The sequence below is a fragment of the Pontibacter akesuensis genome (assembly GCF_001611675.1).
In the GTDB taxonomy this organism is placed as follows: Bacteria; Bacteroidota; Bacteroidia; order Cytophagales; family Hymenobacteraceae; genus Pontibacter; species Pontibacter akesuensis.
This window is the reverse complement of record NZ_CP014767.1, coordinates 71,543-92,788: the sequence shown is the minus strand read 5'-3', so window position 1 is coordinate 92,788 and position 21,246 is coordinate 71,543. Positions and strand designations below refer to the sequence as shown.

The window sequence follows — 21,246 nt, the reverse complement described above, 5'->3', positions numbered from 1 at the left end:
TTTTTATGACCAATTGATAAGGTTTTGTAATGAAATACATCATGTGACAAAAGTCACATACATGCTCATAGGTATAAACTAGCTTGTACTGCTATTCACGCTATACTGCCCTTATGAAAAGAGATCATGACAAAGAGTTTGGAAGTCTGCTAATTAAGTTCTCTAATTTAATAGGCTTGAGCGCACTTACTACCATGCTACTGCTACTACTAGTAGTAATCTTCCGTTTAACTCCGGCTCATACATATCTTCCCGACCTGAACCAGGTTTTTCAGAATAGTGCTTCAAATGAAGTTACTGAACCTATAGCAGACGGTGAGATGTGGAAAGCCCCTGATTTGGCATCGCTACCTGCCACACCTGAGGGTGATCTGATACGCTATGGGCACGAACTGGTAAAAAACACAGCTCAACACCTTGGACCTGAAGGAAGTGTATTGCATATATCAAACGGAATGAACTGCCAGAACTGCCACTTGGATGCCGGCACGAAGCCCTTTGGTAATAATTATGCGTTAGTTGCGTCTACCTACCCTAAAGTTAGAGCAAGATCCGGAATGGAAGAGGATGTGACAAAGCGGGTAGAAGATTGCTTTGAACGTAGTTTAAACGGGACTGCACCTGCTAAAGACTCAAAGGAAATGCAGGCATTGGCTGCTTACATTCAATGGATTGGGAAAGACGTTAAGAGGGGAGATAAAGTAAAGGGCTCCGGTTTGCTAAATATAGAGCTGCTGGAACGTGCAGCCAGCCCTGAACTAGGCAAGGCAGTATACATACAGAAATGCCAGGTATGCCACGGCGAAGAAGGCGAAGGCATGAAACCAGCAGGAAGTGCGGTGTATGTGTACCCGCCACTATGGGGTGAAAATAGCTACAACGACGGCGCCGGTTTATACCGCATTTCCAATTTTGCCAAGTACGTGAAAGCTAATATGCCGCTGGGGGCAACGTATGATAACCCTCAACTGACCGATGAAGAAGCCTGGGATGTGGCCGCTTATGTGAATTCACTGCCGAGACCCAAGAAAGACATCCGCAAAGACTGGCCGGATATTTCGAAGAAACCATTCGACCATCCCTTTGGTCCTTACACCGACGGGTTCAGCGAAGAGCGGCACAAATACGGACCGTATCAGAAAATTAAAGAAGAACGATAACTTACCTAATTTTCTATAACGTTAGTTAAAAAGTCGCTTTAACCACAGCTTATCTGCTTCATTTAAGGTAATAATTGACCGTTCCCGATGGAGAAGGTGTCATAGGCACCTTTGCGAGTCATCCCATCAAACATGTGTTGCATGTTCTTCCCTACCCCTCTAATCAGGATGAATAGCAAGACCGGCTTAAGTATGCAGGATGTGCGCACCCTATTGGCTCTTTCCTGAAAAAGCCTTAGGTCTTTCTATAAAGTAGGATTAGAGCCGGGCAAAGGTTATGCATCTTGGGAGAAACCACGCTCCTCATGCGCCCTTTCTCCCTTTTGTACTTCACCCCACTGGCGAGAATCACAGGTACAGGTTACACAAGGAAGGGAGGGAAAAGGGAACATCATTCGGAAATTATTTCCCGTTTTCGCGACCGCATAGTGCCGCAGCAGCATGCGCAGTGAAAATTCACGATCCTGCCTGTTCCGTTTTTGAATCACTTCATTCGGCAGCGGTCTTAGGTTTGCAAGATGTGTTTTAAGGGCCCTTAAAACCTCTTGCCCCACTTCCCCCGTAGGCGGTAAGGGGGGTATGGATTATTCGCAACTCATCATCCAGGTATGGAAAAGGAACCAGAGAAACAGGACTGGAAACCGCGCGGCGGCAGGCCAAAAAAGAGAGCGGAAGACCGGCGAAACAGCGTGCTGAAACTGTACCTGACAACGAAGGAGCGCAGTGACCTGGAGGCCAAGGCCATTTCGTCGGGCTACACCGATCTAAGCGCCTACCTCCGGCTGCGGCTGTTCTCTGAGGAGGGCGCTGGCCACAACCCGAAAGAGTTGTTCCATGCCATCGACAAGACCGGGGCGGCGCTCAAGAAGGTCGGCACCAACCTCAACCAGGTGGTGCGCTACATGCACTACCTGGAGAAAAACAACATGGTCAGCGAACAGACCATAGCCGAGTACAACCAGCACTTCCGGAAGATGATCGAGGTGGAGGAGGAGTACGTGAAAGCGATACGCGCCTTCCTTCGGACTACGCGCTGATGCGCATTGTGTGTTGTTGCATACTGGTTGCGTCTTGGGTGAGGCGTAGGCAGCGTTATTGACAAAGACAACAGGCACTCCTAAGCGCGCCTGTTGTCTTATGCGAAGGTAATCGCTAAGGGATTTAATGTTTACTGCACAACAGCAGCACCTAAAAAGGCTGCTGCTCCTCTTACTTTTCTCCCAGTTACCTTTTTTCTGCTTTCCTGTAGCTGTTGGCATAAATACCCATTACTTTTTTCCACTCCTAGCCCATGGGCTTACTTAAAATCATTATTGCCCTTGGTTTAGCTTCCTGATCGTCATGATTACGCGTGTAGTGCGGGATTTCCTCGTTCAAGTGCAGCATTAGGCGCACAGGGTTTCTGATTATAGATCATGCTGCAGCATCTTGGTTGCGCCATACGCATGGCGCAAGGCGGCAAGGCTGTTGTGGGGATGTGCTATATTAGTTTATGATTGTAAAGATACTCTCCTCTGCCGGCACCTTCGCCGGGGTGGGCTACAACGAGGACAAGGTGGAGAAAGGAACTGCCGAGCTGCTGGTGGCCGAGAACTTCGGCATGCTGCAGCCTGTTGGGGGGGCGCTGGGCAATGCGGACTACACAAGCTACCTGCAGTCGTGGAGCAAATCCGAGAGCAACGCGCAGCGCGTCAGACAGCCCCAGTTCCATGCCGTGCTCTCCTGCGAGGGAAGAGAGAAAGACGCTTCCGAGCTGGTGGGAATCGCCGCGCAGTACCTGCAGAAAATGGGCTACGGGGAGAACCCGCACCTGATCTACTTCCACTCCGACACGCAAAACAACCACGTGCACATCGTCTCAACGCGCGTGAACCGAGAGGGAAGAAAGATAGACGATTCCTTTGAGCGCACCCGGTCCCAAAAGGTCCTAAAGGAAATCATGCTCCAGGATATGGGCACCGAGATCCGCGCGCACGTAGCCAAGGCGATGGCCTACAGCTTCTCCACCCCAGCGCAGTTCAGGCTGCTGCTGGAGCTAGAAGGGGTGAAGGTAAAGGAAACGCCCACCCAGCTAGAACTGGTCAAGTACGGCACGCTCATCAGTGCCGTGGACAAAGACACCATCAACAAAAAGATAAGCGCTTACGCGGCCCCTGACGAGCGCATACGGCAACTGCGGGCGCTGCTTGCCAAGTACAGGCCGGGTCTTTCTGCCGGGGAGTTCAAGGCTTTCCTGAAGGGGAAGTTCGGGGTAGAGATCATCTACCACCAGGCAAAGGGCCAGGATACGCCTTACGGTTACTCGGTGATCGACCACGCCCAAAAGCAGGTACTCAAAGGCTCGCAGCTGATGAAGCTAAGCGAGTTGCTCTCACCGGTGAGCAGGAGCCAGCAGTTGGGCGCTGCCGAGGCCGTGGTAAAAAAGGTTAGCAAATCCAACAGCCAGATACCCTTTAGCGCCTTCAAGAAAGAGCTGGCCGCCCTCGGCTTTACAGTAAGCAAGAGCGGCAAGGTAAAGCGGAAGGGTGAGAAGGAAGCGGTGCTGCAGGTGGAGCCCGAGCGCATGCGTGCCCTGCATTACAACGAGCGGCTGCGGCAGGCCAACAAGTACGTGATTACCAGCGAGACCGACATCAGGATACTTACCCATGCCTTCCACCTCAAGCCGGGCAGCTTGAAAGTGGACGGCCCGGCAGACAGGGCGCCGCGCCGCTACACGGCTGACCGGCTCAACAGCATGCTGGCCAACGGGCACACGCTGCCCGCTATTTTTGAGCGCAACGAGTGGAGCCTGGCCCGATCGGGGGGGAAGTATCACCTAATCGACAGAAGGGACAGGGAAATATACCCCATGAACAAGCTCACGAGCCAAAAACTGGACTTTGGCGGCATTCCAGCGCTTAACACTGATAAAGCCATTGCTCCGGAGTCCGCGCGCCGCCTGGAGCACCGCAGCGCCCCGGTAGGCGGCATGCTGGAGTTGATCGCTGAGTTGCTGCTGTCCAACAGCCAGCGAGAGAACAAGCAAAGCGAGCGCAGGAAAAAGAGGAAACGAAAACGCTAAACCCTACCGATATGAAAATTGTGATCGCAAACCAGAAAGGCGGGGTCGGCAAGTCCACCACCTGCGTGCTGCTGGCCAACTACCTTACCCTAGAAAAAGGCGAGGAGGTCGTGCTCTTTGACATGGACCAGCAGGAAACGGTGTACGCCACGTGGGAGCGCGACCGCGAACTCTACGACAACGAACCGCTTTACGAGGTGATCAAGCTGGAGCTGGAGGAGTACCCCACCTATGCGGCTGACCTGGACGCGCTCAAAAACGCCATGCACGTGCTCATCGACATGCCGGGCAGGCTGGACGATGACGCGATACTGGCCGTGCTCAAGGATGCCGACCTGCTTATCTGCCCCATCGCCTACGAGCGCAGCGTGTTTGAGTCCTCGCATGTGTTTGCCCGGGTAGCCCGTCACCTGAACCCCCACAACCACATCGTCTTTCTGCCCACCCGCCTCAACAAGAACATCAAGTACGAAACAAAGGAGAAAGTGCGCGAGGCACTTTCGGCCCTGGGGCAGCTGGCACCGGAGATAACCGAGCGCGTGGCCCTGCAGCGAATCGACACCGTTTCCATCGGTTCTGAGGCTCGCCAGGTGGTACAGGAAGCCTTCGACTACATCTATACCCATTACTTCAGGGGGAAGGCCTAAAGCTTTTTATGCTGCTTTACAAATCATGTAAGCTTTGTTCGTTCAATAAATTTAAAAAATATATTCTTTATAAGAATAATAATACGTATATTAGTCTTATAAAGAATATAATACATATGAGCAACAGTAAGAGCAACCTCGTTTTACAGCGGATCAAGGACTCGCTCCAACACACGGAGCAGCCCTTGCCCGATCCTGCTGCCCCCAGCGTGAGCAGCACCCTGGAGACAGGCGGGTTTGGGCAGCTTTACCGGGTGCTGGAAGAGGCAAAGGCCGACATGGACTTTGACCGCCGCGCTGTTTACATCGACGACGAGAGCGCCGAGGTGCTGGACCTGCTTCGCAAAAAAGCCAAGATCAAGTCCAGCCATCTGGTAAGTTTCCTGCTTCACGAGTTCTTCAGCCGCCACAAAGGGCTGATACAGGAGCTGGTGGAGAAACGCAGCAACCGGCTTATCGACTAGGCCGGCTTTCAGACAAAGCGGAGTGTTTACTTAAGCTATTGAATTATGGAATGGAGCACGTTCTTTCTGCTCATCACCTCCTGTTATGCGGCCTATTACACGCTTAACATCCTGTTTGACCTGGTCAGGGCCAGGGGCGGGCACAAGGCGGCAGATAATACGGCCGTGGTCTACCACATGAGCGAGCTGGCAGGCGAGGAGGAGCAGCCCATCGAGGTGGAGGACGAATACTACGATGAGCCAGCTGACTACCAGGATGAGGAAGAGTGGGAAGACGAGGAGGAGTTTGAGGATGACGCACCACTGGAGCAGGCGCATAGCTTGCGCGTGGAGGGGCAGGGCATTCCGCTCGATGACTTCCTTCGTGAGGCCAAGTCCCATGCAAAGTCTATATTTTAAACTTTAACCCTACTACAAAAACAAGCTTTATGAGAAAGAAACTTCCCCTTTCGGCGATGGCCCTGCTGGCCATCGCACAGACCGGCTTTGCCCAGGGCGTAACCGGTATCGATGCCGCCTCCTCTGAACTGACCACCTACGTGGACCCCATCGGCACGCTCATCATTGTCATCGGTGCCATTGTCGGGCTGGTAGGCGGCGTGCGCGTGTTCATCAAGTGGAACTCAGGCGACCAGGACGTGCAGAAGTCCATCATGGGCTGGATGGGCTCGTGCGTGTTTCTGATGCTGGTGGGCGTGGTGGTAAAGGCATTCTTCGGCGTGTAATGGCGCTCGACAGGCACGCGGCAAGCTTCCCCGTTTACAAGGGGCTACAGCAGCCCGTGGTTTTCAAGACCCTTAAAGGCCGCTACATCTACTGGGGGCTTGCCAGCGTGCTGGCCGGGTTTCTCGCTGCCGTGATCCTTTCCGTTACCGTCAATTTCCTGATGGGCTTCCTTGGCCTGCTGGCCGTTTCCTTCTCGGGTCTGCTCTACACCAACAGCAGGCAGAAGAAAGGGCTGCACGACAAGACAAAATCCAACGGTGTTTACATTATCCCGGCCCGGTTCAACGGGGCTGTGGGTGCCAGGCGCTCCCGCTAAGCCTCTCCGGGCCTTTTACCCGGCCTTTTATGAAAAGCAAAAAGTTCACCGTGCCCTACATCGGCATAGACCGCCATACCCATGACGTGCTCTACCATGAATCGGGCGACCACGCGGTCCTCATCCGGCTCACCAACCCTGTGCTTCAGTACGCCGCGGACCTGGATGCCTATACCGCGTTTCATTATGTCTTTTCCAACATCATCAAGCTACTCGGCTCCGGCTATACCTTGCAGAAACTGGATATTTTCGCGCTAAAGAAGTTCAGCGGGCGCGGCTCATCCGATTTCCTCTCTCAAAAGTACAACGAGGCGTTTGAAGGCAGGGAGTACCGCGATATTACCACGTACCTGACCATAACACGGGACGTAAGGCGCTCGGCCTTCTTTACCTATGAGGAGAAAGACTTCAAAGCGTTCGAGCGCAACATCACCAAGGTAGTGGCGCTGCTGGAGTCAAAGGGCTTTACCCCGCAGGTGCTCGACCAGGCGCAGATCAAAGCGCTAATCGGGCGGCTGCTGGCCTTCAACTTCTCGGGGGGGGCCTATGGCCTCAACAACTTCAGCGCAAGCGACGAGGGGCTAAAAATTGGCGCGAGAACGGTTAAAAGTGTTTCGCTGGTGGACATCGACGAGATCAACTTTCCCTCCTCGATCACGCCGCACACCGAGATCAACCTGGGCTACCCCCTGCCGGTGGACCTGATGCACTTTCTCCACAAGGTACCGGCCACCGACTGCCTCGTCTACAACCAGGTGATTCAGATTCCGGACCAAAGGGCGGAGATCGGGAAGCTCACGGCCAAGCGCAAGCGCCATACCTCCATGCCCGACCCCGCCAACGATCTGGCCGTGGCCGACATTGACCGCGTGCTGGCTGACATCGCCAAAGATAACCAGCTGCTGGTGCACAGCCACTACAACATACTTGTTTCGGCCAGCGGGCAGCACATCGACCGGGCCGTGAACTACATTGAGAGCGCGCTGTTTTCGCTCGGCATTATTCCCTCGCACAATGCCTACAACCAAATGGAGCTGTTCCGGTGCATGCTGCCCGGCAACGCCTCCGAGCTGAAGGCATACGATACCTTCCAAACCACATCGGACGCGGCGCTGTGCCTGCTCTTCAAGGAAGGGCTGTTGAAGGATGAGGAGTCGGGCTTTCAGGTTTTTTTCTCCGACAGGCAGGGCATTCCCGTGGCCGTCGACACCAGCGACATGCCCATCCAGACCAACCGCATGAACAACCGCAACAAGTTTGTGCTGGGCCCCTCCGGATCGGGAAAGTCCTTCTTTATGAACCACCTGATACGCCAGTACGCCCTGCAGGACACGGACGTGATTCTGGTGGATACAGGCCACTCCTACAGCGGTCTGTGCGCTTATTATGGCGGTAAGTACATCACCTACTCGGAAGAGGAGCCGATCACGATGAACCCTTTCCGCATCAACCGGGAGGAGTACAACGAAGAGAAGCGCGAGTTCCTCAAATCGCTCGTGTGCCTGCTCTGGAAAGGCGCTGACGGCACCGTTACCCAGATTGAGGATAGCGTGCTCTCGTCGGTGGTGGCGGCCTATTACGAGGACTTCTACCAGCAGGAAAGGGAAAGCGCCTACCTGTGCTTTCAGTCGTTCTATGACTTCTCCATTGAGAAGATCGGGCAGATCACGCAGTCGGAGGCGATCCCCTTTGATAGCACCAGCTACCGCTTCATCCTCAAGAAGTTCTGTTTGGGCGGCGAGTACGGGCAGATACTCAACAACGCGGTGGATTCAGCCCTGTTTGATGAGAAGTTCATCGTCTTTGAGATTGACGCGATAAAGGAGCATAAGATACTTTTCCCGATCACCACCATCATCATCATGGACGTGTTCCTGCAGAAGATGCGCCACAAGAAAAACCGCAAGGCGCTCATTATCGAGGAGGCGTGGAAAGCCATAGCCTCGCCACTTATGGCGGGCTATATCCTGTACGTCTACAAGACCGTGCGCAAGTTCTGGGGGGAGGCCGTCGTGGTGACCCAGGAGCTGGACGACATCATCGGCAACGCCGTGGTGAAGAACTCCATCATCAACAACTCCGACACCGTCTGCCTGCTCGACCAGACCAAGTTCCGGGACAATTTCGACGAGATAGCGGCGCTGCTCTCCCTTAGCCAGGTAGAGCAGAAGAAGATCTTCACCATCAACAAGCTCGACAACACAGCGGGGCGCGGCCGCTTCAAGGAAGTCTACATAAAACGGGGCGCCACGGGCGAGGTGTACGGCGTGGAGGTGTCGCTTTACGAGTACCTCACATTTACCACGGAGCGGCGCGAGAAAGAGGCGCTGCAGGTTTACATCGGGCGCTACCCCACCTACCGGCAGGCGCTGGAGCTGTTTGTCCGGGACCTGCACGACTCGGGCCTGAAACTATCTGAATTCACAAACTTAATCCATAGGAGGAGCCATGAAGAAATACCTGTACTTCACTAGCCTTATGCTGCTGTGGGCCACGCGCTCACCCGCCCAGCAGGTGGTGTTCGACCCGGCGGTGGTGTCTACGCTCGTTGTCAATCACACAGCGCAGCAGACGGCCTTAAAAGACATCAAAGAAAAGGAAGGGGAGATAGCCGCCCTGCAGCAGAGCATCGCCTTTAAGATGATCCAGATAAAGGAGCTGGAGCAGAAAATGTACAACTCGCTCAAGTCAGTGCATTCCATCATCGGGCAGAGCAAGAACATCGTCTACGCCTCCCGCATCGCCCAGGACATCGGCACCTACCAGGGGCAGATGATGGACATCGCCCAGGGAGATCCGGAGCTGCTGCTCATTGCCGCCAAAACGGAGCTTGAGCTGATTAACCGCACCTCCGATTTGTTCACCTACATCTACCAGGTGGCCGTGGTCGGCACGGATGTGAACCTGATGAGCAACTCGGAGCGGCTGAACCTGATCCGGCACGTGGTGGACGAGCTGCGCATCATGCGGGGCCTCTCCTACTCGATCACCCGCCGCATGCGCGTGGCCAAGTACGCCGGTCTGTTCAAGACGCTCAACCCCCTGGGGCTGCAATACCCGGACAACAGCCAGGCCATTATACGCTCGCTGCTGGATGAGTACAAAACACTGAAGAACTAGCGCCATGGCAAAGGGTTACCTCATCCTGGCAATCATGCTGCTGCTTTCCCTGCAGGCAAATGCCCAGGCCCCGGTTACGGTGGTGGACAGCAAGAACACCCGTTATCAGATGCAGCGCGAAGTGGTCACGCGCTGGAACCGGTTTAACCCGAAGTGGTACTTTGTGCTATTCCACAACAAGTACCGCAAGGGCGAGGACCGGCGCAACATGCTGCAGCTGGCGCCAACCATGGCCACGCTGTGGGCCAACCGGGATATGGCTCAAAAGCAGGAGGAGAGCACCGACGCGGTGTACCGGCAGGAGATGTTCAAAGGCGCGGACCGCAGCCTAAACAAGGGCTACCTCCTGCTCTACAAAAACAAGATCGACGAGTTGAACGGGCAGCTAAGCCTGCTGCACCTGGAGGCCGTGAAAGCGGGCGTAAAGGCCGATATGCTGCTCAAGCTCATGGAGCACCGCGAGCGCATCAACACAGACATTGGATTAACCATCGACTCCTATGAGGACGACGCGGCCAAGGGGGAATCGTTCCAGGGCTACCTCAAGGATCTCACCGAGTTGCGCGGGTATTACCGCCGCATCATCACCCTTTTTAACACAACCAACAAACTTACAGAGTAATGGAAAGACCAGTCATGGAAGCACCCACTAGTTGCCTGCCTGCCGTGAAAGCGGCCCGCAGCAAAGCCAAGAAAGCCGACAGTAAAAAGGCAACCGATACAAAGCGTAAGCCCGCCGGTAGATGAGGGAACTGATAGACAAATCGATTTTCGACCTGTTCGACGGGCTGTTCCTCAACATCCGCGACCTTGCCGACAGCTTCATTGCCGACGCCCAGGCGCTGGCCGCCATCTTCATGCTGCTCTACTTTGCCATGGAGGCTTACAAGATGATGGTGGGCGACGAGCCGCTGCGCTACATGGCCCTGTTCCGCCCTTTCGCGCTGGCACTTGTGATCGTGTTCTGGGGCGGTTTCGTGGACGCTGTGAACTTCCCTCTCACTGTGGTGAACGATTCCTCCAGAGCCATGTATGAGGGCCAGATAGACCAGGTGCAGGACCTGCACACGCAGCGGGTGGCACTGGTGGACAGCGTGGCCAAGAAGCTCTCCGACTCCAGCGCGGAGTTTGAGCAGGTGCAGGCCGAGACGCAGGAAAGCGACTGGATGGAAACGATGGGGATTGACCTGGAGCCGATGTTCAACAAGATGAAGGGTTATTACCTGATGCTCATGGCCAAGATGCATTTTACAATGATGCGCGTGGTGGAGTACATTGTTATCCTGCTATTTCAGGTCTGCACCTACATCATTTTTTTCCTGCAGATCATCTTTGCCGGGATATTGGTGATACTGGGCCCCTTCTCCTTTGCCATGAGCGTGCTGCCAGGCTTTCAGGACGCTTACCTGACGTGGATCGGCCGCTATATCTCGGTGGGGCTTTACTCGGCCATCGGCTATATCGTCATGTCCATTTCGTTTGTGCTCATCAAGTACGGGCTGATGCGGGAAATAGAGATTCTCAAGGCCGTGATGGATAATGAGGACATGTTTATCGCCTACGTCTCCTACCCTTCCGGAAACATAAGCTTCTACATCGTGAGCCTGATTGTGGGCGGGCTGGCCATGCTCACCATCCCGGCCATCTCCACCTGGATCATCAACACAAGCGGCATTGGCAGCGCCTTGGGCTCTGTGGCCGGGGGTGCCGGGAAGGCCATACGCAAAATGTCAAGGTAAAAACCCAAAGCCATGATCAACAACATAGAAAAGAAGATTAAGCTCGCCTTAGCCGTGAGCGTGGGCAGCTTCATCACATCGGTGGTGTTGGTGGCCGTGGTGTGTTTTTTCGCCTACAGCCTGGTCAACGAGCAGCGCAAGAACATTTACGTGCTCGACCACAACGTGCCGGTGCTGGTGAGCCAGAGCGCGCAGGGCACTAACCGCATGGTGGAGTACAAATCGCACGTGAACATGTTTCACCTGCTTTTCTTCACGCTGCCCCCCGATGATGAGTACATAAAGGCCAACCTCTCCAAAGCCATGTACCTGGTGGACGATACGGGGCTTGCCCAGTACAACAACCTCAAGGAGAAAGGCTACTACAACTCCATACTGGCAAGCTCCGCTGTGCTGACAATCAAAACCGATAGCGTGCAGGTGGATGAGAACCGCCACTTCCGCTACTACGGCAGACAGCGCATTGAGCGCAGCACCTCCATCGCCACCAGGCTACTGGTGACCGAGGGCCACCTGCAGGACGTGCCGCGCACGGAGAACAACCCGCACGGGCTCCTCATCAAGAACTGGAAAACAGTCGTCAACAAAGACCTGGACTATGTGGAGAAGAAAAGCTTTTAACTGGCTCCGCAACCAAAGGCAGAAAGCGGCGGGGTGGGCCAACCAGAGGCCGCGCTTTATGATCGCGGCGATGTTCGCGGTAATGGGCATGGGCCTTGTGTGGCTGCTTTTCTTCCGGAAGGAATGCGAAGCTTCCTCCCTCGATGGCATCTTCCGGCAACTCCACCAGGCACAGCCCGCCACGCCCGCGCCAACGGCGGATATGCTGGAGCTGCTGCGCCTCTACTCGGCGGTGCAGGCCATCAACCCCGACAGCCTGACAGCGCGCGACAGTGCATTTTTAAAGGATATGGACCAACAGCTAAACCGTATCATCCATGAGAAAGATTGACTTCAAGAGCGGCCGCTACATCCTGCCGCTTATCGTACTGCCTTTCCTGTTCATCTTCAACTACCTGTACCTGGACACCTTCCAGCCGGTGAGCACAGACGAGCAACTGGCGGTTATGCAGGCCGACACCACGACGCTCAACACCTCCCTGCCGGACGCAAACCTTGCCAAGCGCCCGGTGATGGACAAGTTCAACGCCTCGCAGCAGGAGCACAAGTACCGCACCGACTACTCGGCCATTCGGGGATTGGAGCAGACCAAGGCGGAGCGCGCGTACGGCAGCGCCTACACCGCCGAGGAACAGGCCATGCTCGACAGCATCAACAACCAGATACTATCCAACAAGCCCTCTCCCGGCTTCATGGAGCGCGTGGGGGAGCGGCAGGATCGGGAACGCTACACCGCTGCGCCTGCACGCAGGCCTGCCGTGAAAAGAGAGTCGGATTATGAGAAGGAAATGCGCCTGTTCCGCGAGCAGATGGCCTATGTCGACAGCCTGGGCCGCGCCGGAAGTGAGCCGGAGCGAAAAGCCGCAACAGCCCCTAAACCAGAGCCAAAGGAGCCGGAGGCACTCGCCGTAAGAAAGACGCTAAATCCTAACATCGCCTACTTCAACACGGTCGGCGGCAGCGATGACGAGCAGTTTATCAAGGCAATGCTGGATGAGGGGCTAAAGGTGCGTGACGGGGGCAGGATTCGCGTCAGGCTGCTGGATGCTATCTATGTGGGGGAAACTCAGATCGACAAGGGCAGCTACCTCTACGGCACCGTGACGGGCTTCAGTGCCCAGCGCGTGGAGGTCACTGTGAGCTCCATACTGGTGGGCGATGAGATCCTGCCGGTGCGCATGAGTATCTACGACAATGACGGGATGAAAGGCCTGTACGTGCCCGACTCGCAGTTTCGGAACTTCACAAAGGAGCTGGGCAGCAACGCCTCCTCCGGCCAGTCCATCACCTTCGGCGACAACCCCGACAACTCCGCGCAGATGCTTTACGCGATGATGGACCGCATGGCCCAGACCGCCACGCAGGCCGCGGGCAAGTCTATCCGGAAGAATAAGGCCAGGCTCAAATACAACACAGTCGTGTACCTGATTGACAACAAAGCAAAAAAGTAATATGAAACAGCTACTAACGCTATTCTCCCTGCTGCTCCTCTCCTACGCTGGTTTCGGGCAGGCAGAGCCGGTGGTGCTCTACGTGCACAAGGACATTTCCACGCACCTGGTCAGCCCCGAGCCGATCACCTACGTGGACATCTCGACCGATGACGTCGCAGGCGATATTCCCGTTGCCAATATACTTCGCATCAAACCAAAGAACGGCAAGCCTACCCTGGGTGTGGTGACAGTGGTGGGCGAAAGGTTTATGATCCAGTACAAGCTCGTGTATGCCGCCTCGCCCTCCAAAGCCGATTCAGAGGTAAGGATCGACCCCACCAACATCGACGAGTACCTGAACCCGGCCGTCTCGATGAGCCACGAGGAAATGCAGCGCTTTGCCCTGCTTGCCGTCCAGCAGCGGCCCGAGATGCGCCACGTGTCAGCTACGAAGCAAAAGGTGCAGCTGCAGCTCAACAACATTTACACGGTGGGCGACTACTTCTTTGTGGACGTGACCATGAAGAACCGCACCAACATCCCCTACGCCATCGACCAGGTGCGCTTTAAGATTGAGGACAGGAAGGTGCTGAAGGCAACCAACTTTCAGCAGCTGGAGGTGGAGCCGGTGTTTACGCTCTACGATGCGGACAATTTCAAACGCAAGTACCGCAACGTGTACGTCTTCAAGCGCTTCACCTTCCCAGATGAGAAGGTCTTTAACATGGAGGTGTCGGAGGAGCAGGTCTCGGGCCGCACGATCTCGATGAAGGTGAACTACCGGGATGTGCTTAACGCTGACACGCTATAACTTTCAGTACCCCGTGTCTAGTTTATAGTTCATGAACGCGGCATCTAATGAGAAGAGGTTATACTTTTTGGCGGGTTCTGTGAGGAGACTGCGGTACTCGATTATGTCGATCTCTGTAACCGACATACCGCAAATTGTAAAAGGTGTTCCAAAACACCGCTCATCTGCCTTTACAACAGCTTCGCCAGCACTATTTGCCATAATAGGGGCCCACAGCCCTGCCGAGCTATTATCAAGCTCTAGTTTTATTTTGAAGTACTTCCCCATGTCCACTCCCTTCTTTCGAATTCAAAAAACACAATGCAAAGAAATTAAACGCGAGTAAGATAACGTCTAGCTGAAAACACTTAAAAGGGATACCGGGAAATACTGAATTTGCTGAAAGAGCAGAAGAACCGCCACAGCGGAAGCAGGTGACGGGCATAAAAAGAGGAACCCGAGGGCTCCTCTTTCCAACACTAAACAGCGCTCACCTTAGAAGTAAGCGCTTTATTCTAACTGATTACAAGATAATATTATTTTACCCTCTGTAAAAAAGACAGTAACATATGGACGAATCAAGCGACATCAAGAAGCTGTACACCTTCCTGCAGGGGCTTATCTATGTTTCCCTGTTTACCGAGTTTACTGTGCTTATCCTCTCACACCACCCGGTACTTGCTGTGGCGGCGCCAGTGCTCGAGAAGCTGGGTCGCATCCCGATCTACGACAACATCTATTACTCCAAAGCATTCACCTTTCTGTTGATCGTGATCGTATCCATCGGGACCAAAGGGCAGAAGAGTTTAAGCCATAGCCGGGTAAAGCACATCTTCCTGCCGCTGGTGCTGGGCATTGGGCTGTTCCTGGGAGCCGGGGTATTCTACTTCTACGTGACGCCGGACGTGCTGCTTTACGGCGTGACGGTGTTTGAGGCGGGCTACATGGCTTTCTCGCTTATAGGGGCTGTGCTTATCCATGTGGCCCTCGATAATGTCTCCAAGCACATCCAGGGCGGCCTGCTAAAGGATAAGTTCAACGTGGAGAATGAGTCGTTTGAGCAAAGCCGCAAGCTAATGGAAACGCCCTACTCGGTCAACATCCCGATGCACTTCTACTACCGCCGCAAGATCAACAAAGGCTGGCTCAACATCGTCAACCCGTTCCGGGCTACGCTGCTGATCGGCACGCCGGGATCCGGTAAGTCCTTCTCGGTAGTGAACCCGTTTATCAAGCAGTTATTGGCCAAAGGCTTCTCGATGGCCGTGTACGACTTCAAGTTTCCCGACCTTGGCAGGATCGCCTATTATCACTACCTGGTCAATAAGAAGCGGGGCGTGCTGAAGCAGCACAAGTTCCATGTGGTGAACTTCAACAGCGTCGAGCACAGCCGCCGCTTTAACCCGCTAAAGCCCGAGTACCTGCCCACGCTGGCCGATGCCACGGAGACAGCCGAGGCGCTCCTGCAGTCACTCACCAGGAACGACAAGGAATCGGGCGCGGCGCAGTTCTTCACGCAGTCGGCCGTAAACTTCCTGGCCAGCTGCATCTTCTTTCTTAGCAGGCACGATGGGGGCCGCTACTCCACCTTTCCGCACGTGATGGCCTTTATCAACCAAGGCTATGACGAGATATTCGACCTGCTCTTTACAGAGCCGCAGCTTATGAGTTTGCTTTCCCCCTTCCGCACTGCCTATATAAACAAGGCATTTGACCAGCTGGAGGGGCAGATCGGTACGCTCAAGATTAACATAGGCCGCCTGGCCACCAAGGAAACATTCTGGGTGCTAAGCGGGGATGACTTTGAATTGAAGATCACGAACCCAGAGGCCCCGTCGGTGCTGGTGATCGCCAACGATCCCTCCACCCAGAGCATCAACAGCGCCTGCAACGCCCTTATCCTAAACCGGCTTACCAAGCTCATCAACTCCAAAGGCAATATCCCGTGCGGTTTGATTGTGGACGAGTCGCCCACCCTTTACGTACACAAGGTCGAAAACCTGATAGCCACAGCCCGGAGCAACAAGATAGCCGTGCTGCTGGGCCTTCAGGAGCTTCCACAGCTTCGCCAGCAGTATGGCAGGGAAGCGGCAGACACAATCTGCTCGGTGGCCGCAAACGTGCTCTCCGGCTCTGTCAGGAACAGGGAAACACTTGACTGGCTGGAGAAGATATTCGGCCGGGTGCGCCAGCAGAAGCAGGGACTGAGCATTGACCGCAACCACACCTCCATCAGCATCAATGAGGAGATGGGTTCGCTCATCCCGGCCTCCAAGATCGCCAACCTGCGTGCCGGTGAGCTGGTGGGGCAGGTGGCCTTTGACCATGCCGTCTACGATGGGCAGCACGTCAGCTCCACCTACAACTGTAAGATAGCCCTTGACCTGAAAAGTATTTTAAAAGAAGAGGAAGCATACGTGGATATGCCAATATTTTATAAATTTGGATCAGCCGCCTCCCGTTCCGCCAAGCTTGAAAACAACTTTATCAGGATTAACAGGGACATCGCGTCACTTGTAGCCCGTTTTCAAGCATGAAGACCATATCCATATGAACATCACCTTGTCCGATATTGGCGAGAAGCTAATCTTTCTCCGCACGTCCCTGGGCCTCTCACAGAAGAACATTGCCGACGCCATGGGCGTGAGCCAAACGCAGATTTCCAAGATGGAGAACGGCAAGGGGGGCAGTATCGACCTGCTCCTGCAGGTTTTCGAGTTCTACGGCAGCACCCACCAGGTTAAGTTCGTTTTTACCGATGCCTTTGAGATCGTTATGCCGCCGCAGGACCCCACTACGACACTTTACAACAACATCGCCCTGGAGAAGCTTACGCTGTTGGAGGGCGAAATTTCCCACCAGTTCAGCGAGGTGAAGAAGCTCTTAAGGTTGGTTCGATAGCCTGCCGCCTTCAATGCGGCGGTAGATGGCATTTAGGTACGGGGTGGGGTTAACCGTTCGTCCCCGGTGCTTGAGGGTAAAGTGCAGGTGCTCGCCTGTGCTGCGGCCCGTGCTGCCGGTGATGGCCAGCGCCGCGCCAGCCGGTACCACCGCCGACTCCCGTACAAGAATTAGGGAAAGGTGGCCGTAAACGCTGCTGTAGGCCCCATGCTCCACTTCGATATAGTTGCCCAGCCCCCGGCTGTAGCCGATCTCCTTCACCCTGCCAGGCATAATGGCTAGCACGGTGTCCCGGTCGGCCCTGAAGTCAACTCCCCAGTGCATGGCTATTTTGCCGGATAGCGGGTCTGCCCGCTGCCCGTACGGACTGTTGGTGACAGGCCGCTGCAGGGGCATGGAGAGCGTCAGCACCAGCTTCGCTTGGCTGGTGCTATCCGGCACTGCAAGGTCCGCGATATCCGACCTGAATCCCTGCTCCGGTGGCGGGATCACCTCAACGGAGGGCAAGCGCTTCACCTTCCGGACGGTATTGAACTGACCGAGCGCCTGCCAGGCACAGCACAACAGCAACGAAATCAAACAAAGTTTTAACATAGCTATATAAACTAGGAAAACCGCACAGCGATACATGCTGCTGTAGCATGACCTTTTACATAAATTAGATATATCCTACTTAATTTATGCTCGTTTTTTATATTTTTATTTTTAATATACGTTATAAGAATAAATATGCATTTCGACATAAAGGATTTACCGTATGCCCAGTTTGAGAAGTTGGGACTAAGCAGGAAGGATGTCCTGGACATGAAGCCGGAAAACCTTGCCAGCATGCTGTCCGGTAACCGCACAAGCCTGATGACGCTCCACCTGGAGCTTAGCGGCGGCCAGCGGGTTGAGGCCGATGTAAAGCTTTCGCTTTTCCGAAACCCCGACAACTCCCTCTCGATACAGGTGCATCCAGTGCGGGCGCACGTCCGAAACGACATCGGTGCCACTGAAAAGGAAATAGAGCAGCTCAAGCGGGGCGAGCTCCTGCTCCGCGACCACACCGCCAAAAACGGGGAAACGGAGAAGCACTTCTTTCAGCTTGACCCCGAGACAAACGAAATCGTCCGGGCCAGGGTGCGCGACTTCGTAGTACCCAGCGCCATCAAGGACGTGGTGCTCTCCGCCGATCAGAAGGAGCGGCTGCGCCAGGGCAAGGTGGTGGAGCTGGAGACGAAAGATACAAACCAAATTATTCGGGCCCGCGTGGACCTGACCCAGCCAAGGGGCTTTACTGCCAGCGCGGAAACGCCGCAGCAGGGAATCAGCCGCTCGGAGGGCGAGGTGAAGCCGCCCGGCCCTAAGCGCTGAAACCATGTGAGCTATGACTACCTTCAGAGAATTTCGGGAGAAAGTGCCCATCACCCAGGTGGCGGAGTCGCTGGGTTACCAGGTGAACCTGCAGAAGGGGAAGCGCCGTCTGGAGTACAAACACCCGGACGGGGACACGGTGATCATCAGCAATCCCCATGACTGCGCCCGGCAGCTGTACTTTAACCGGGACGGCAGTGTAGACCGGGGCTCTGTGATTGACTTTGTAGCCAACAGACTCCCCAGGTTCAACGAAGTATACCAATCCCAGGCGGAAGGCATCAACAAAGTGCTCGCGCGTCTTGCCCATGAGCCGCAGCCTGTTAAACCATTCTTTGCCCCTCCCCCACCGAAGGCGTTCACAACAAGCCGCTATGCACCCGAGCCGGTAAGCCTGGAAAGACTCCACTACCTCACCAAAGAGCGCGGGCTTTTACCTGAGACTGTGGAGAAATTCCTTCCCTTCCTTCGCCTTGTGAAGGATACGGCAAAGGCACCTGATAAATCCTATGCCAATATCGCCTTCCCGCTCACCAGGGCGGGCAGCACTGAGGTGGTGGGATATGACCTAAGGAACTACGGATTCAAGAGCGTAGCCGCCGGCTCGGACCGCCGGAGCGGCTCCTGGATAGCGGACTTCGCCGGCGCGCCGGCGCGCACCCGCAACGTCTACTTTGGGGAGAACCCCATTGACATCATGAGCTTCTACCAACTCAAGCGAAAGGAAATAGACCTGGCCTCCTCCGTGTTTATTTCGTTCGGCGGCGGTATCGCCCGCCACCAGGTGAAGCTGGCGCTGGAGCAGTGGCCACTGGCGGCCAAGCACACGCTGTTTGACAACGATTACCAGGGCCGGGTGTACGACATCGTGCTGGCCTCTGCCATCTCCGGCAGGGAAACCTCCTTTAAGAAGCAGTCCGACAGCCTGCTGTTCAATGTGAGCGGCCGCCTCTTTGAGCTACCCGTACCCAAGCTAAGCCTAAGTGCCTTTGAGCGGGAATCAGGCGTACGCTCGGGCCTCCACGTGCACAAAGCCCGTGGCATGAAAGACTTTAACGACATGCTTCACCCGTCCCTGTCGCCCTTGAAACCTGTTTTTTCGGCCAGGAGGTGATGGAAACACAGTAAACATATAGCATCCTGATTACCAACGTTACTTCGTTCAAGCGATAATCCCTGAAACCATGAAAACACGCTACAGTCTCCCCTCCCTTTTATTATTTGCCCTGGTGCTTACCGGTTGCAAAGATTCCCAGCACGGTGATCCGCTGCCTGAAACGGCTACCTTCCGTGTGGACCTGCAGCAAACGGGCGGGTATGAGAAGTTCACGAAAATTGTCCGGATAAGCGGCGGTGATTTCGAGGATACCGACACCGGCGAGCCCATGCCGACCGTGCTCTACAATGAGGACCTGGAGGGTGGCAGCTATTCCTACGAGGCCGAGGGCGTGGGCGAATTGGACATCAGCACCACTGTGGGCTTCTCCCCTGTTGCCGACGCTCCCGCCGCGATGGCCATGAAGATAACAGTTAGCCGAAACGGGGAGGTTATTGACGAAAGCACCTATCTGTATGATCAGGACTCGGATGCTGTAAACAAAGAGCTAAGCTACAAGGCTAACTGATAAGCCCAAGCAATAGCCCCCGCAAGCTTCGCTCCCCACCGTCCAGCACTCCGCCAAATGATGCTAATTTGCCGGAGAGCCTCCCGTGCGCGCGCCCTCAGATGGCTCATCTTCATGCTTCAGCTGATCAAACAGAGGGCTTCCCCTACCCGCAGCAAAGCAAGCCCCGCGCTCATTGATTACCTGGAACCTTGGGTAGACAGTATAAGATGGGTAATCATCAGTTATGCAACATACATAAAGGCTTCTTCAAACAGGCATTTAATATCACGTGGCCCGATTGCCTCTTTGTCCTGCTCAAAGTAAGCACCCTTCTCCCGTGGTAAACACTGCCCTGTACAGCACCGACACCTGGTATAGAAAGACAAAAGGGAAGAAAAAGAGAATTCCCATGTTTATGTTGTACATATAAAACAAGCGGGATATATTTGCGTAAGATCCTATTGCTATGGCCACAGACAAACCAATGTATACTAAGTATGTGAGCCCCTACCAGTATGCTAAACTGTGTGGGGTGTCTACCACGGCCATTAATAACCGCATCAAAAACGAGTTGCTGGGAGTCGAGGAGTTACCGCAGCCGGACGGCTCAACCAAGCGGTATATCAACACGGAAGAATTCCCACCGGAAAAGACTATCTCTAAAATAAGAAGCTACCCCACCGAGACCAAGAGATGGGAGAAAGGGAAAGCATAATTTTTTAATTTGTATGTTGTATATATAAAACATAGGTAGTACTTTTAGCGTATAACCTATTAGAAGAGGCACACAAGGAGCCTTTTTTATTTATCTCTTATGTTGTATATATGTAACATAGTTATGAAAGCAATATCGATTACTACCAACGTCACTGAAGTCTCCCAGTACACCGTGAGCTTCAGAACCTTCAAAAAGATCGGCAGCACCGGACGGGTGAAGCAACGCCAGATCCGCATATGCCGCGATGGGGCATGTATTTACTCAAACACTTCTAAAGAAGAGGAAAGAACCCAAAACGAGCAATGGGCAAAGAACTTCCTTGTTGCCATGAAGCGCGCTGACTCTAAGCGGTACATGGCTGCGCTGGACCTAATGTGGGAGGTATGAGCCATGGCAGCCGAAACGACACAAGCACTTCTCTGGGATACCATCCTGATGCTAAGGGGAACCGGCCGAATGACCTCCAGGGAGGCCGCCGCCATCTGCCTGGTACGCTTCACCTGGACCCCTGAGCAGGCAAAAGCTAAGCTGGAGGGGCTTCAGGAAAGGCTTTACATAGTGAAACGATTGAAAACTGGATAATC

At 54.4% G+C, this 21,246-nt stretch carries 27 protein-coding genes; 25 read left to right on the top strand and 2 right to left on the bottom strand.

The annotated features are described in order from the left end of the window. Positions 1 to 113 precede the first annotated feature (113 nt). The 17 genes from A0W33_RS20475 to traN all read left to right on the top strand — a co-directional run bounded on the left by A0W33_RS20475 (position 114) and on the right by traN (position 14,101). Positions 114 to 1,160 (top strand): c-type cytochrome, encoded by a 1,047-nt coding sequence (locus A0W33_RS20475; protein ID WP_068840349.1) that lies wholly within the window; start codon positions 114 to 116, stop codon positions 1,158 to 1,160. Between the two features lie 608 nt (positions 1,161 to 1,768). Continuing rightward, the gene (locus A0W33_RS20470) at positions 1,769 to 2,197 is read left to right on the top strand and encodes a plasmid mobilization protein (protein WP_068840348.1); all 429 of its coding nucleotides are present in this window, start codon (positions 1,769 to 1,771) and stop codon (positions 2,195 to 2,197) included. Positions 2,198 to 2,652: 455 nt separating this feature from the next. Beyond that, positions 2,653 to 4,224, top strand: a complete 1,572-nt coding sequence (locus A0W33_RS20465; RefSeq protein WP_068840347.1) for a relaxase/mobilization nuclease domain-containing protein — start codon at positions 2,653 to 2,655, stop codon at positions 4,222 to 4,224. Between the two features lie 11 nt (positions 4,225 to 4,235). After that, positions 4,236 to 4,871, top strand: a complete 636-nt coding sequence (locus A0W33_RS20460) for a ParA family protein (RefSeq protein WP_068840346.1) — start codon at positions 4,236 to 4,238, stop codon at positions 4,869 to 4,871. Between the two features lie 116 nt (positions 4,872 to 4,987). Next, complete coding sequence (locus tag A0W33_RS20455; RefSeq protein ID WP_068840345.1) at positions 4,988 to 5,335, top strand: hypothetical protein; 348 nt, start codon at positions 4,988 to 4,990, stop codon at positions 5,333 to 5,335. Positions 5,336 to 5,380: 45 nt separating this feature from the next. Further along, complete coding sequence (locus A0W33_RS20450; protein ID WP_068840344.1) at positions 5,381 to 5,734, top strand: hypothetical protein; 354 nt, start codon at positions 5,381 to 5,383, stop codon at positions 5,732 to 5,734. A 29-nt stretch (positions 5,735 to 5,763) separates the two neighbouring features. Beyond that, positions 5,764 to 6,060 (top strand): DUF4134 domain-containing protein, encoded by a 297-nt coding sequence (locus A0W33_RS20445; protein ID WP_068840343.1) that lies wholly within the window; start codon positions 5,764 to 5,766, stop codon positions 6,058 to 6,060. Further along, positions 6,060 to 6,377: a DUF4133 domain-containing protein gene (locus A0W33_RS20440; protein ID WP_068840342.1), complete on the top strand. Its 318-nt coding sequence runs from the start codon at positions 6,060 to 6,062 to the stop codon at positions 6,375 to 6,377. The genes A0W33_RS20445 and A0W33_RS20440 overlap by 1 nt, the downstream gene beginning before the upstream one ends. A gap of 29 nt (positions 6,378 to 6,406) precedes the next feature. Then, on the top strand, positions 6,407 to 8,851 hold the full coding sequence (locus A0W33_RS20435) for a TraG family conjugative transposon ATPase (RefSeq protein WP_068840341.1): 2,445 nt from the start codon (positions 6,407 to 6,409) through the stop codon (positions 8,849 to 8,851). After that, positions 8,826 to 9,497 carry a plasmid transfer protein gene (locus A0W33_RS20430; protein ID WP_068840340.1) on the top strand — a complete coding sequence of 224 codons (672 nt, stop codon included), beginning with the start codon at positions 8,826 to 8,828 and terminating at the stop codon, positions 9,495 to 9,497. Before A0W33_RS20435 ends, A0W33_RS20430 begins: the two co-directional genes overlap by 26 nt. A gap of 4 nt (positions 9,498 to 9,501) precedes the next feature. Next, positions 9,502 to 10,119 (top strand): hypothetical protein, encoded by a 618-nt coding sequence (locus tag A0W33_RS20425; RefSeq protein WP_068840339.1) that lies wholly within the window; start codon positions 9,502 to 9,504, stop codon positions 10,117 to 10,119. Beyond that, positions 10,119 to 10,244 (top strand): hypothetical protein, encoded by a 126-nt coding sequence (locus tag A0W33_RS21295; RefSeq protein ID WP_262502159.1) that lies wholly within the window; start codon positions 10,119 to 10,121, stop codon positions 10,242 to 10,244. The genes A0W33_RS20425 and A0W33_RS21295 overlap by 1 nt, the downstream gene beginning before the upstream one ends. Further along, positions 10,241 to 11,236, top strand: coding sequence for a plasmid transfer protein (locus A0W33_RS20420; RefSeq protein ID WP_068840338.1), 996 nt, complete (start codon positions 10,241 to 10,243; stop codon positions 11,234 to 11,236). The genes A0W33_RS21295 and A0W33_RS20420 overlap by 4 nt, the downstream gene beginning before the upstream one ends. Positions 11,237 to 11,248: 12 nt before the next feature. Beyond that, positions 11,249 to 11,857 carry a conjugative transposon protein TraK gene (traK, locus tag A0W33_RS20415; RefSeq protein ID WP_068840337.1) on the top strand — a complete coding sequence of 203 codons (609 nt, stop codon included), beginning with the start codon at positions 11,249 to 11,251 and terminating at the stop codon, positions 11,855 to 11,857. Next, complete coding sequence (locus tag A0W33_RS20410; protein WP_082815413.1) at positions 11,835 to 12,188, top strand: hypothetical protein; 354 nt, start codon at positions 11,835 to 11,837, stop codon at positions 12,186 to 12,188. Before traK ends, A0W33_RS20410 begins: the two co-directional genes overlap by 23 nt. Further along, entirely contained in the window at positions 12,175 to 13,308 is a 1,134-nt protein-coding gene (locus A0W33_RS20405; protein ID WP_068840336.1) for a conjugative transposon protein TraM, read from the top strand. Before A0W33_RS20410 ends, A0W33_RS20405 begins: the two co-directional genes overlap by 14 nt. A 1-nt stretch (position 13,309) precedes the next feature. Beyond that, complete coding sequence (traN, locus tag A0W33_RS20400) at positions 13,310 to 14,101, top strand: conjugative transposon protein TraN (RefSeq protein ID WP_068840335.1); 792 nt, start codon at positions 13,310 to 13,312, stop codon at positions 14,099 to 14,101. A 3-nt stretch (positions 14,102 to 14,104) separates the two neighbouring features. On the opposite strand, the gene A0W33_RS21290 is transcribed toward traN, so the two are convergent. Continuing rightward, positions 14,105 to 14,227: a hypothetical protein gene (locus A0W33_RS21290; protein WP_262502158.1), complete on the bottom strand. Its 123-nt coding sequence runs from the start codon at positions 14,225 to 14,227 to the stop codon at positions 14,105 to 14,107. Positions 14,228 to 14,649: 422 nt separating this feature from the next. Here A0W33_RS21290 and A0W33_RS20390 point away from each other — a divergent pair, with 422 nt between their 5' ends. Both A0W33_RS20390 and A0W33_RS20385 read left to right on the top strand, forming a co-directional pair. Continuing rightward, complete coding sequence (locus tag A0W33_RS20390) at positions 14,650 to 16,617, top strand: type IV secretory system conjugative DNA transfer family protein (protein ID WP_068840333.1); 1,968 nt, start codon at positions 14,650 to 14,652, stop codon at positions 16,615 to 16,617. Between the two features lie 13 nt (positions 16,618 to 16,630). Further along, the gene (locus A0W33_RS20385) at positions 16,631 to 16,981 is read left to right on the top strand and encodes a helix-turn-helix domain-containing protein (protein WP_068840332.1); all 351 of its coding nucleotides are present in this window, start codon (positions 16,631 to 16,633) and stop codon (positions 16,979 to 16,981) included. Here A0W33_RS20385 and A0W33_RS20380 read toward each other — a convergent pair. Next, entirely contained in the window at positions 16,964 to 17,575 is a 612-nt protein-coding gene (locus tag A0W33_RS20380) for a M23 family metallopeptidase (RefSeq protein WP_071890980.1), read from the bottom strand. The two genes, A0W33_RS20385 and A0W33_RS20380, sit on opposite strands and share 18 nt — an antisense overlap. A 135-nt stretch (positions 17,576 to 17,710) precedes the next feature. Between A0W33_RS20380 and A0W33_RS20375 the strand changes: the two genes are divergently transcribed. From A0W33_RS20375 to A0W33_RS20350, 6 genes are all read left to right on the top strand, one after another. Continuing rightward, positions 17,711 to 18,337: a DUF4099 domain-containing protein gene (locus A0W33_RS20375; RefSeq protein WP_068840330.1), complete on the top strand. Its 627-nt coding sequence runs from the start codon at positions 17,711 to 17,713 to the stop codon at positions 18,335 to 18,337. 13 nt (positions 18,338 to 18,350) lie between these two features. Continuing rightward, a complete protein-coding gene (locus tag A0W33_RS20370) occupies positions 18,351 to 19,451 on the top strand; it encodes a DUF3991 domain-containing protein (protein ID WP_068840329.1) in 1,101 nt (366 codons plus the stop codon). 70 nt (positions 19,452 to 19,521) lie between these two features. Further along, positions 19,522 to 19,962: a beta-barrel fold lipoprotein gene (locus tag A0W33_RS20365; protein ID WP_068840328.1), complete on the top strand. Its 441-nt coding sequence runs from the start codon at positions 19,522 to 19,524 to the stop codon at positions 19,960 to 19,962. Positions 19,963 to 20,410: 448 nt separating this feature from the next. Then, on the top strand, positions 20,411 to 20,659 hold the full coding sequence (locus A0W33_RS20360) for a hypothetical protein (RefSeq protein WP_068840327.1): 249 nt from the start codon (positions 20,411 to 20,413) through the stop codon (positions 20,657 to 20,659). A gap of 123 nt (positions 20,660 to 20,782) precedes the next feature. Further along, the gene (locus tag A0W33_RS20355) at positions 20,783 to 21,049 is read left to right on the top strand and encodes a hypothetical protein (RefSeq protein ID WP_068840326.1); all 267 of its coding nucleotides are present in this window, start codon (positions 20,783 to 20,785) and stop codon (positions 21,047 to 21,049) included. 3 nt (positions 21,050 to 21,052) lie between these two features. After that, complete coding sequence (locus A0W33_RS20350) at positions 21,053 to 21,244, top strand: hypothetical protein (protein ID WP_068840325.1); 192 nt, start codon at positions 21,053 to 21,055, stop codon at positions 21,242 to 21,244. The last annotated feature ends 2 nt before the right edge of the window (positions 21,245 to 21,246 follow it).

Bases quoted from the DNA above. Each gene is read 5' to 3' on its own strand.
- A0W33_RS20455 (WP_068840345.1), top strand. From the start codon at position 4,988: ATGAGCAACAGTAAGAGCAACCTCGTTTTACAGCGGATCAAGGACTCG.
- A0W33_RS20355 (WP_068840326.1), top strand. From the start codon at position 20,783: ATGAAAGCAATATCGATTACTACCAACGTCACTGAAGTCTCCCAGTAC.
- A0W33_RS20360 (WP_068840327.1), top strand. From the start codon at position 20,411: ATGGCCACAGACAAACCAATGTATACTAAGTATGTGAGCCCCTACCAG.
- A0W33_RS20405 (WP_068840336.1), top strand. From the start codon at position 12,175: ATGAGAAAGATTGACTTCAAGAGCGGCCGCTACATCCTGCCGCTTATC.
- A0W33_RS20375 (WP_068840330.1), top strand. From the start codon at position 17,711: ATGCATTTCGACATAAAGGATTTACCGTATGCCCAGTTTGAGAAGTTG.
- A0W33_RS21295 (WP_262502159.1), top strand. From the start codon at position 10,119: ATGGAAAGACCAGTCATGGAAGCACCCACTAGTTGCCTGCCTGCCGTG.
- A0W33_RS20380 (WP_071890980.1), bottom strand. From the start codon at position 17,575: ATGTTAAAACTTTGTTTGATTTCGTTGCTGTTGTGCTGTGCCTGGCAG.
- A0W33_RS20350 (WP_068840325.1), top strand. From the start codon at position 21,053: ATGGCAGCCGAAACGACACAAGCACTTCTCTGGGATACCATCCTGATG.
- A0W33_RS20390 (WP_068840333.1), top strand. From the start codon at position 14,650: ATGGACGAATCAAGCGACATCAAGAAGCTGTACACCTTCCTGCAGGGG.
- A0W33_RS20465 (WP_068840347.1), top strand. From the start codon at position 2,653: ATGATTGTAAAGATACTCTCCTCTGCCGGCACCTTCGCCGGGGTGGGC.
- A0W33_RS21290 (WP_262502158.1), bottom strand. From the start codon at position 14,227: ATGTCGGTTACAGAGATCGACATAATCGAGTACCGCAGTCTCCTCACA.
- A0W33_RS20425 (WP_068840339.1), top strand. From the start codon at position 9,502: ATGGCAAAGGGTTACCTCATCCTGGCAATCATGCTGCTGCTTTCCCTG.
- A0W33_RS20460 (WP_068840346.1), top strand. From the start codon at position 4,236: ATGAAAATTGTGATCGCAAACCAGAAAGGCGGGGTCGGCAAGTCCACC.
- A0W33_RS20470 (WP_068840348.1), top strand. From the start codon at position 1,769: ATGGAAAAGGAACCAGAGAAACAGGACTGGAAACCGCGCGGCGGCAGG.
- A0W33_RS20435 (WP_068840341.1), top strand. From the start codon at position 6,407: ATGAAAAGCAAAAAGTTCACCGTGCCCTACATCGGCATAGACCGCCAT.
- A0W33_RS20445 (WP_068840343.1), top strand. From the start codon at position 5,764: ATGAGAAAGAAACTTCCCCTTTCGGCGATGGCCCTGCTGGCCATCGCA.
- A0W33_RS20370 (WP_068840329.1), top strand. From the start codon at position 18,351: ATGACTACCTTCAGAGAATTTCGGGAGAAAGTGCCCATCACCCAGGTG.
- A0W33_RS20385 (WP_068840332.1), top strand. From the start codon at position 16,631: ATGAACATCACCTTGTCCGATATTGGCGAGAAGCTAATCTTTCTCCGC.
- A0W33_RS20420 (WP_068840338.1), top strand. From the start codon at position 10,241: ATGAGGGAACTGATAGACAAATCGATTTTCGACCTGTTCGACGGGCTG.
- A0W33_RS20430 (WP_068840340.1), top strand. From the start codon at position 8,826: ATGAAGAAATACCTGTACTTCACTAGCCTTATGCTGCTGTGGGCCACG.
- A0W33_RS20475 (WP_068840349.1), top strand. From the start codon at position 114: ATGAAAAGAGATCATGACAAAGAGTTTGGAAGTCTGCTAATTAAGTTC.
- traN (WP_068840335.1), top strand. From the start codon at position 13,310: ATGAAACAGCTACTAACGCTATTCTCCCTGCTGCTCCTCTCCTACGCT.
- traK (WP_068840337.1), top strand. From the start codon at position 11,249: ATGATCAACAACATAGAAAAGAAGATTAAGCTCGCCTTAGCCGTGAGC.
- A0W33_RS20410 (WP_082815413.1), top strand. From the start codon at position 11,835: ATGTGGAGAAGAAAAGCTTTTAACTGGCTCCGCAACCAAAGGCAGAAA.
- A0W33_RS20440 (WP_068840342.1), top strand. From the start codon at position 6,060: ATGGCGCTCGACAGGCACGCGGCAAGCTTCCCCGTTTACAAGGGGCTA.
- A0W33_RS20450 (WP_068840344.1), top strand. From the start codon at position 5,381: ATGGAATGGAGCACGTTCTTTCTGCTCATCACCTCCTGTTATGCGGCC.
- A0W33_RS20365 (WP_068840328.1), top strand. From the start codon at position 19,522: ATGAAAACACGCTACAGTCTCCCCTCCCTTTTATTATTTGCCCTGGTG.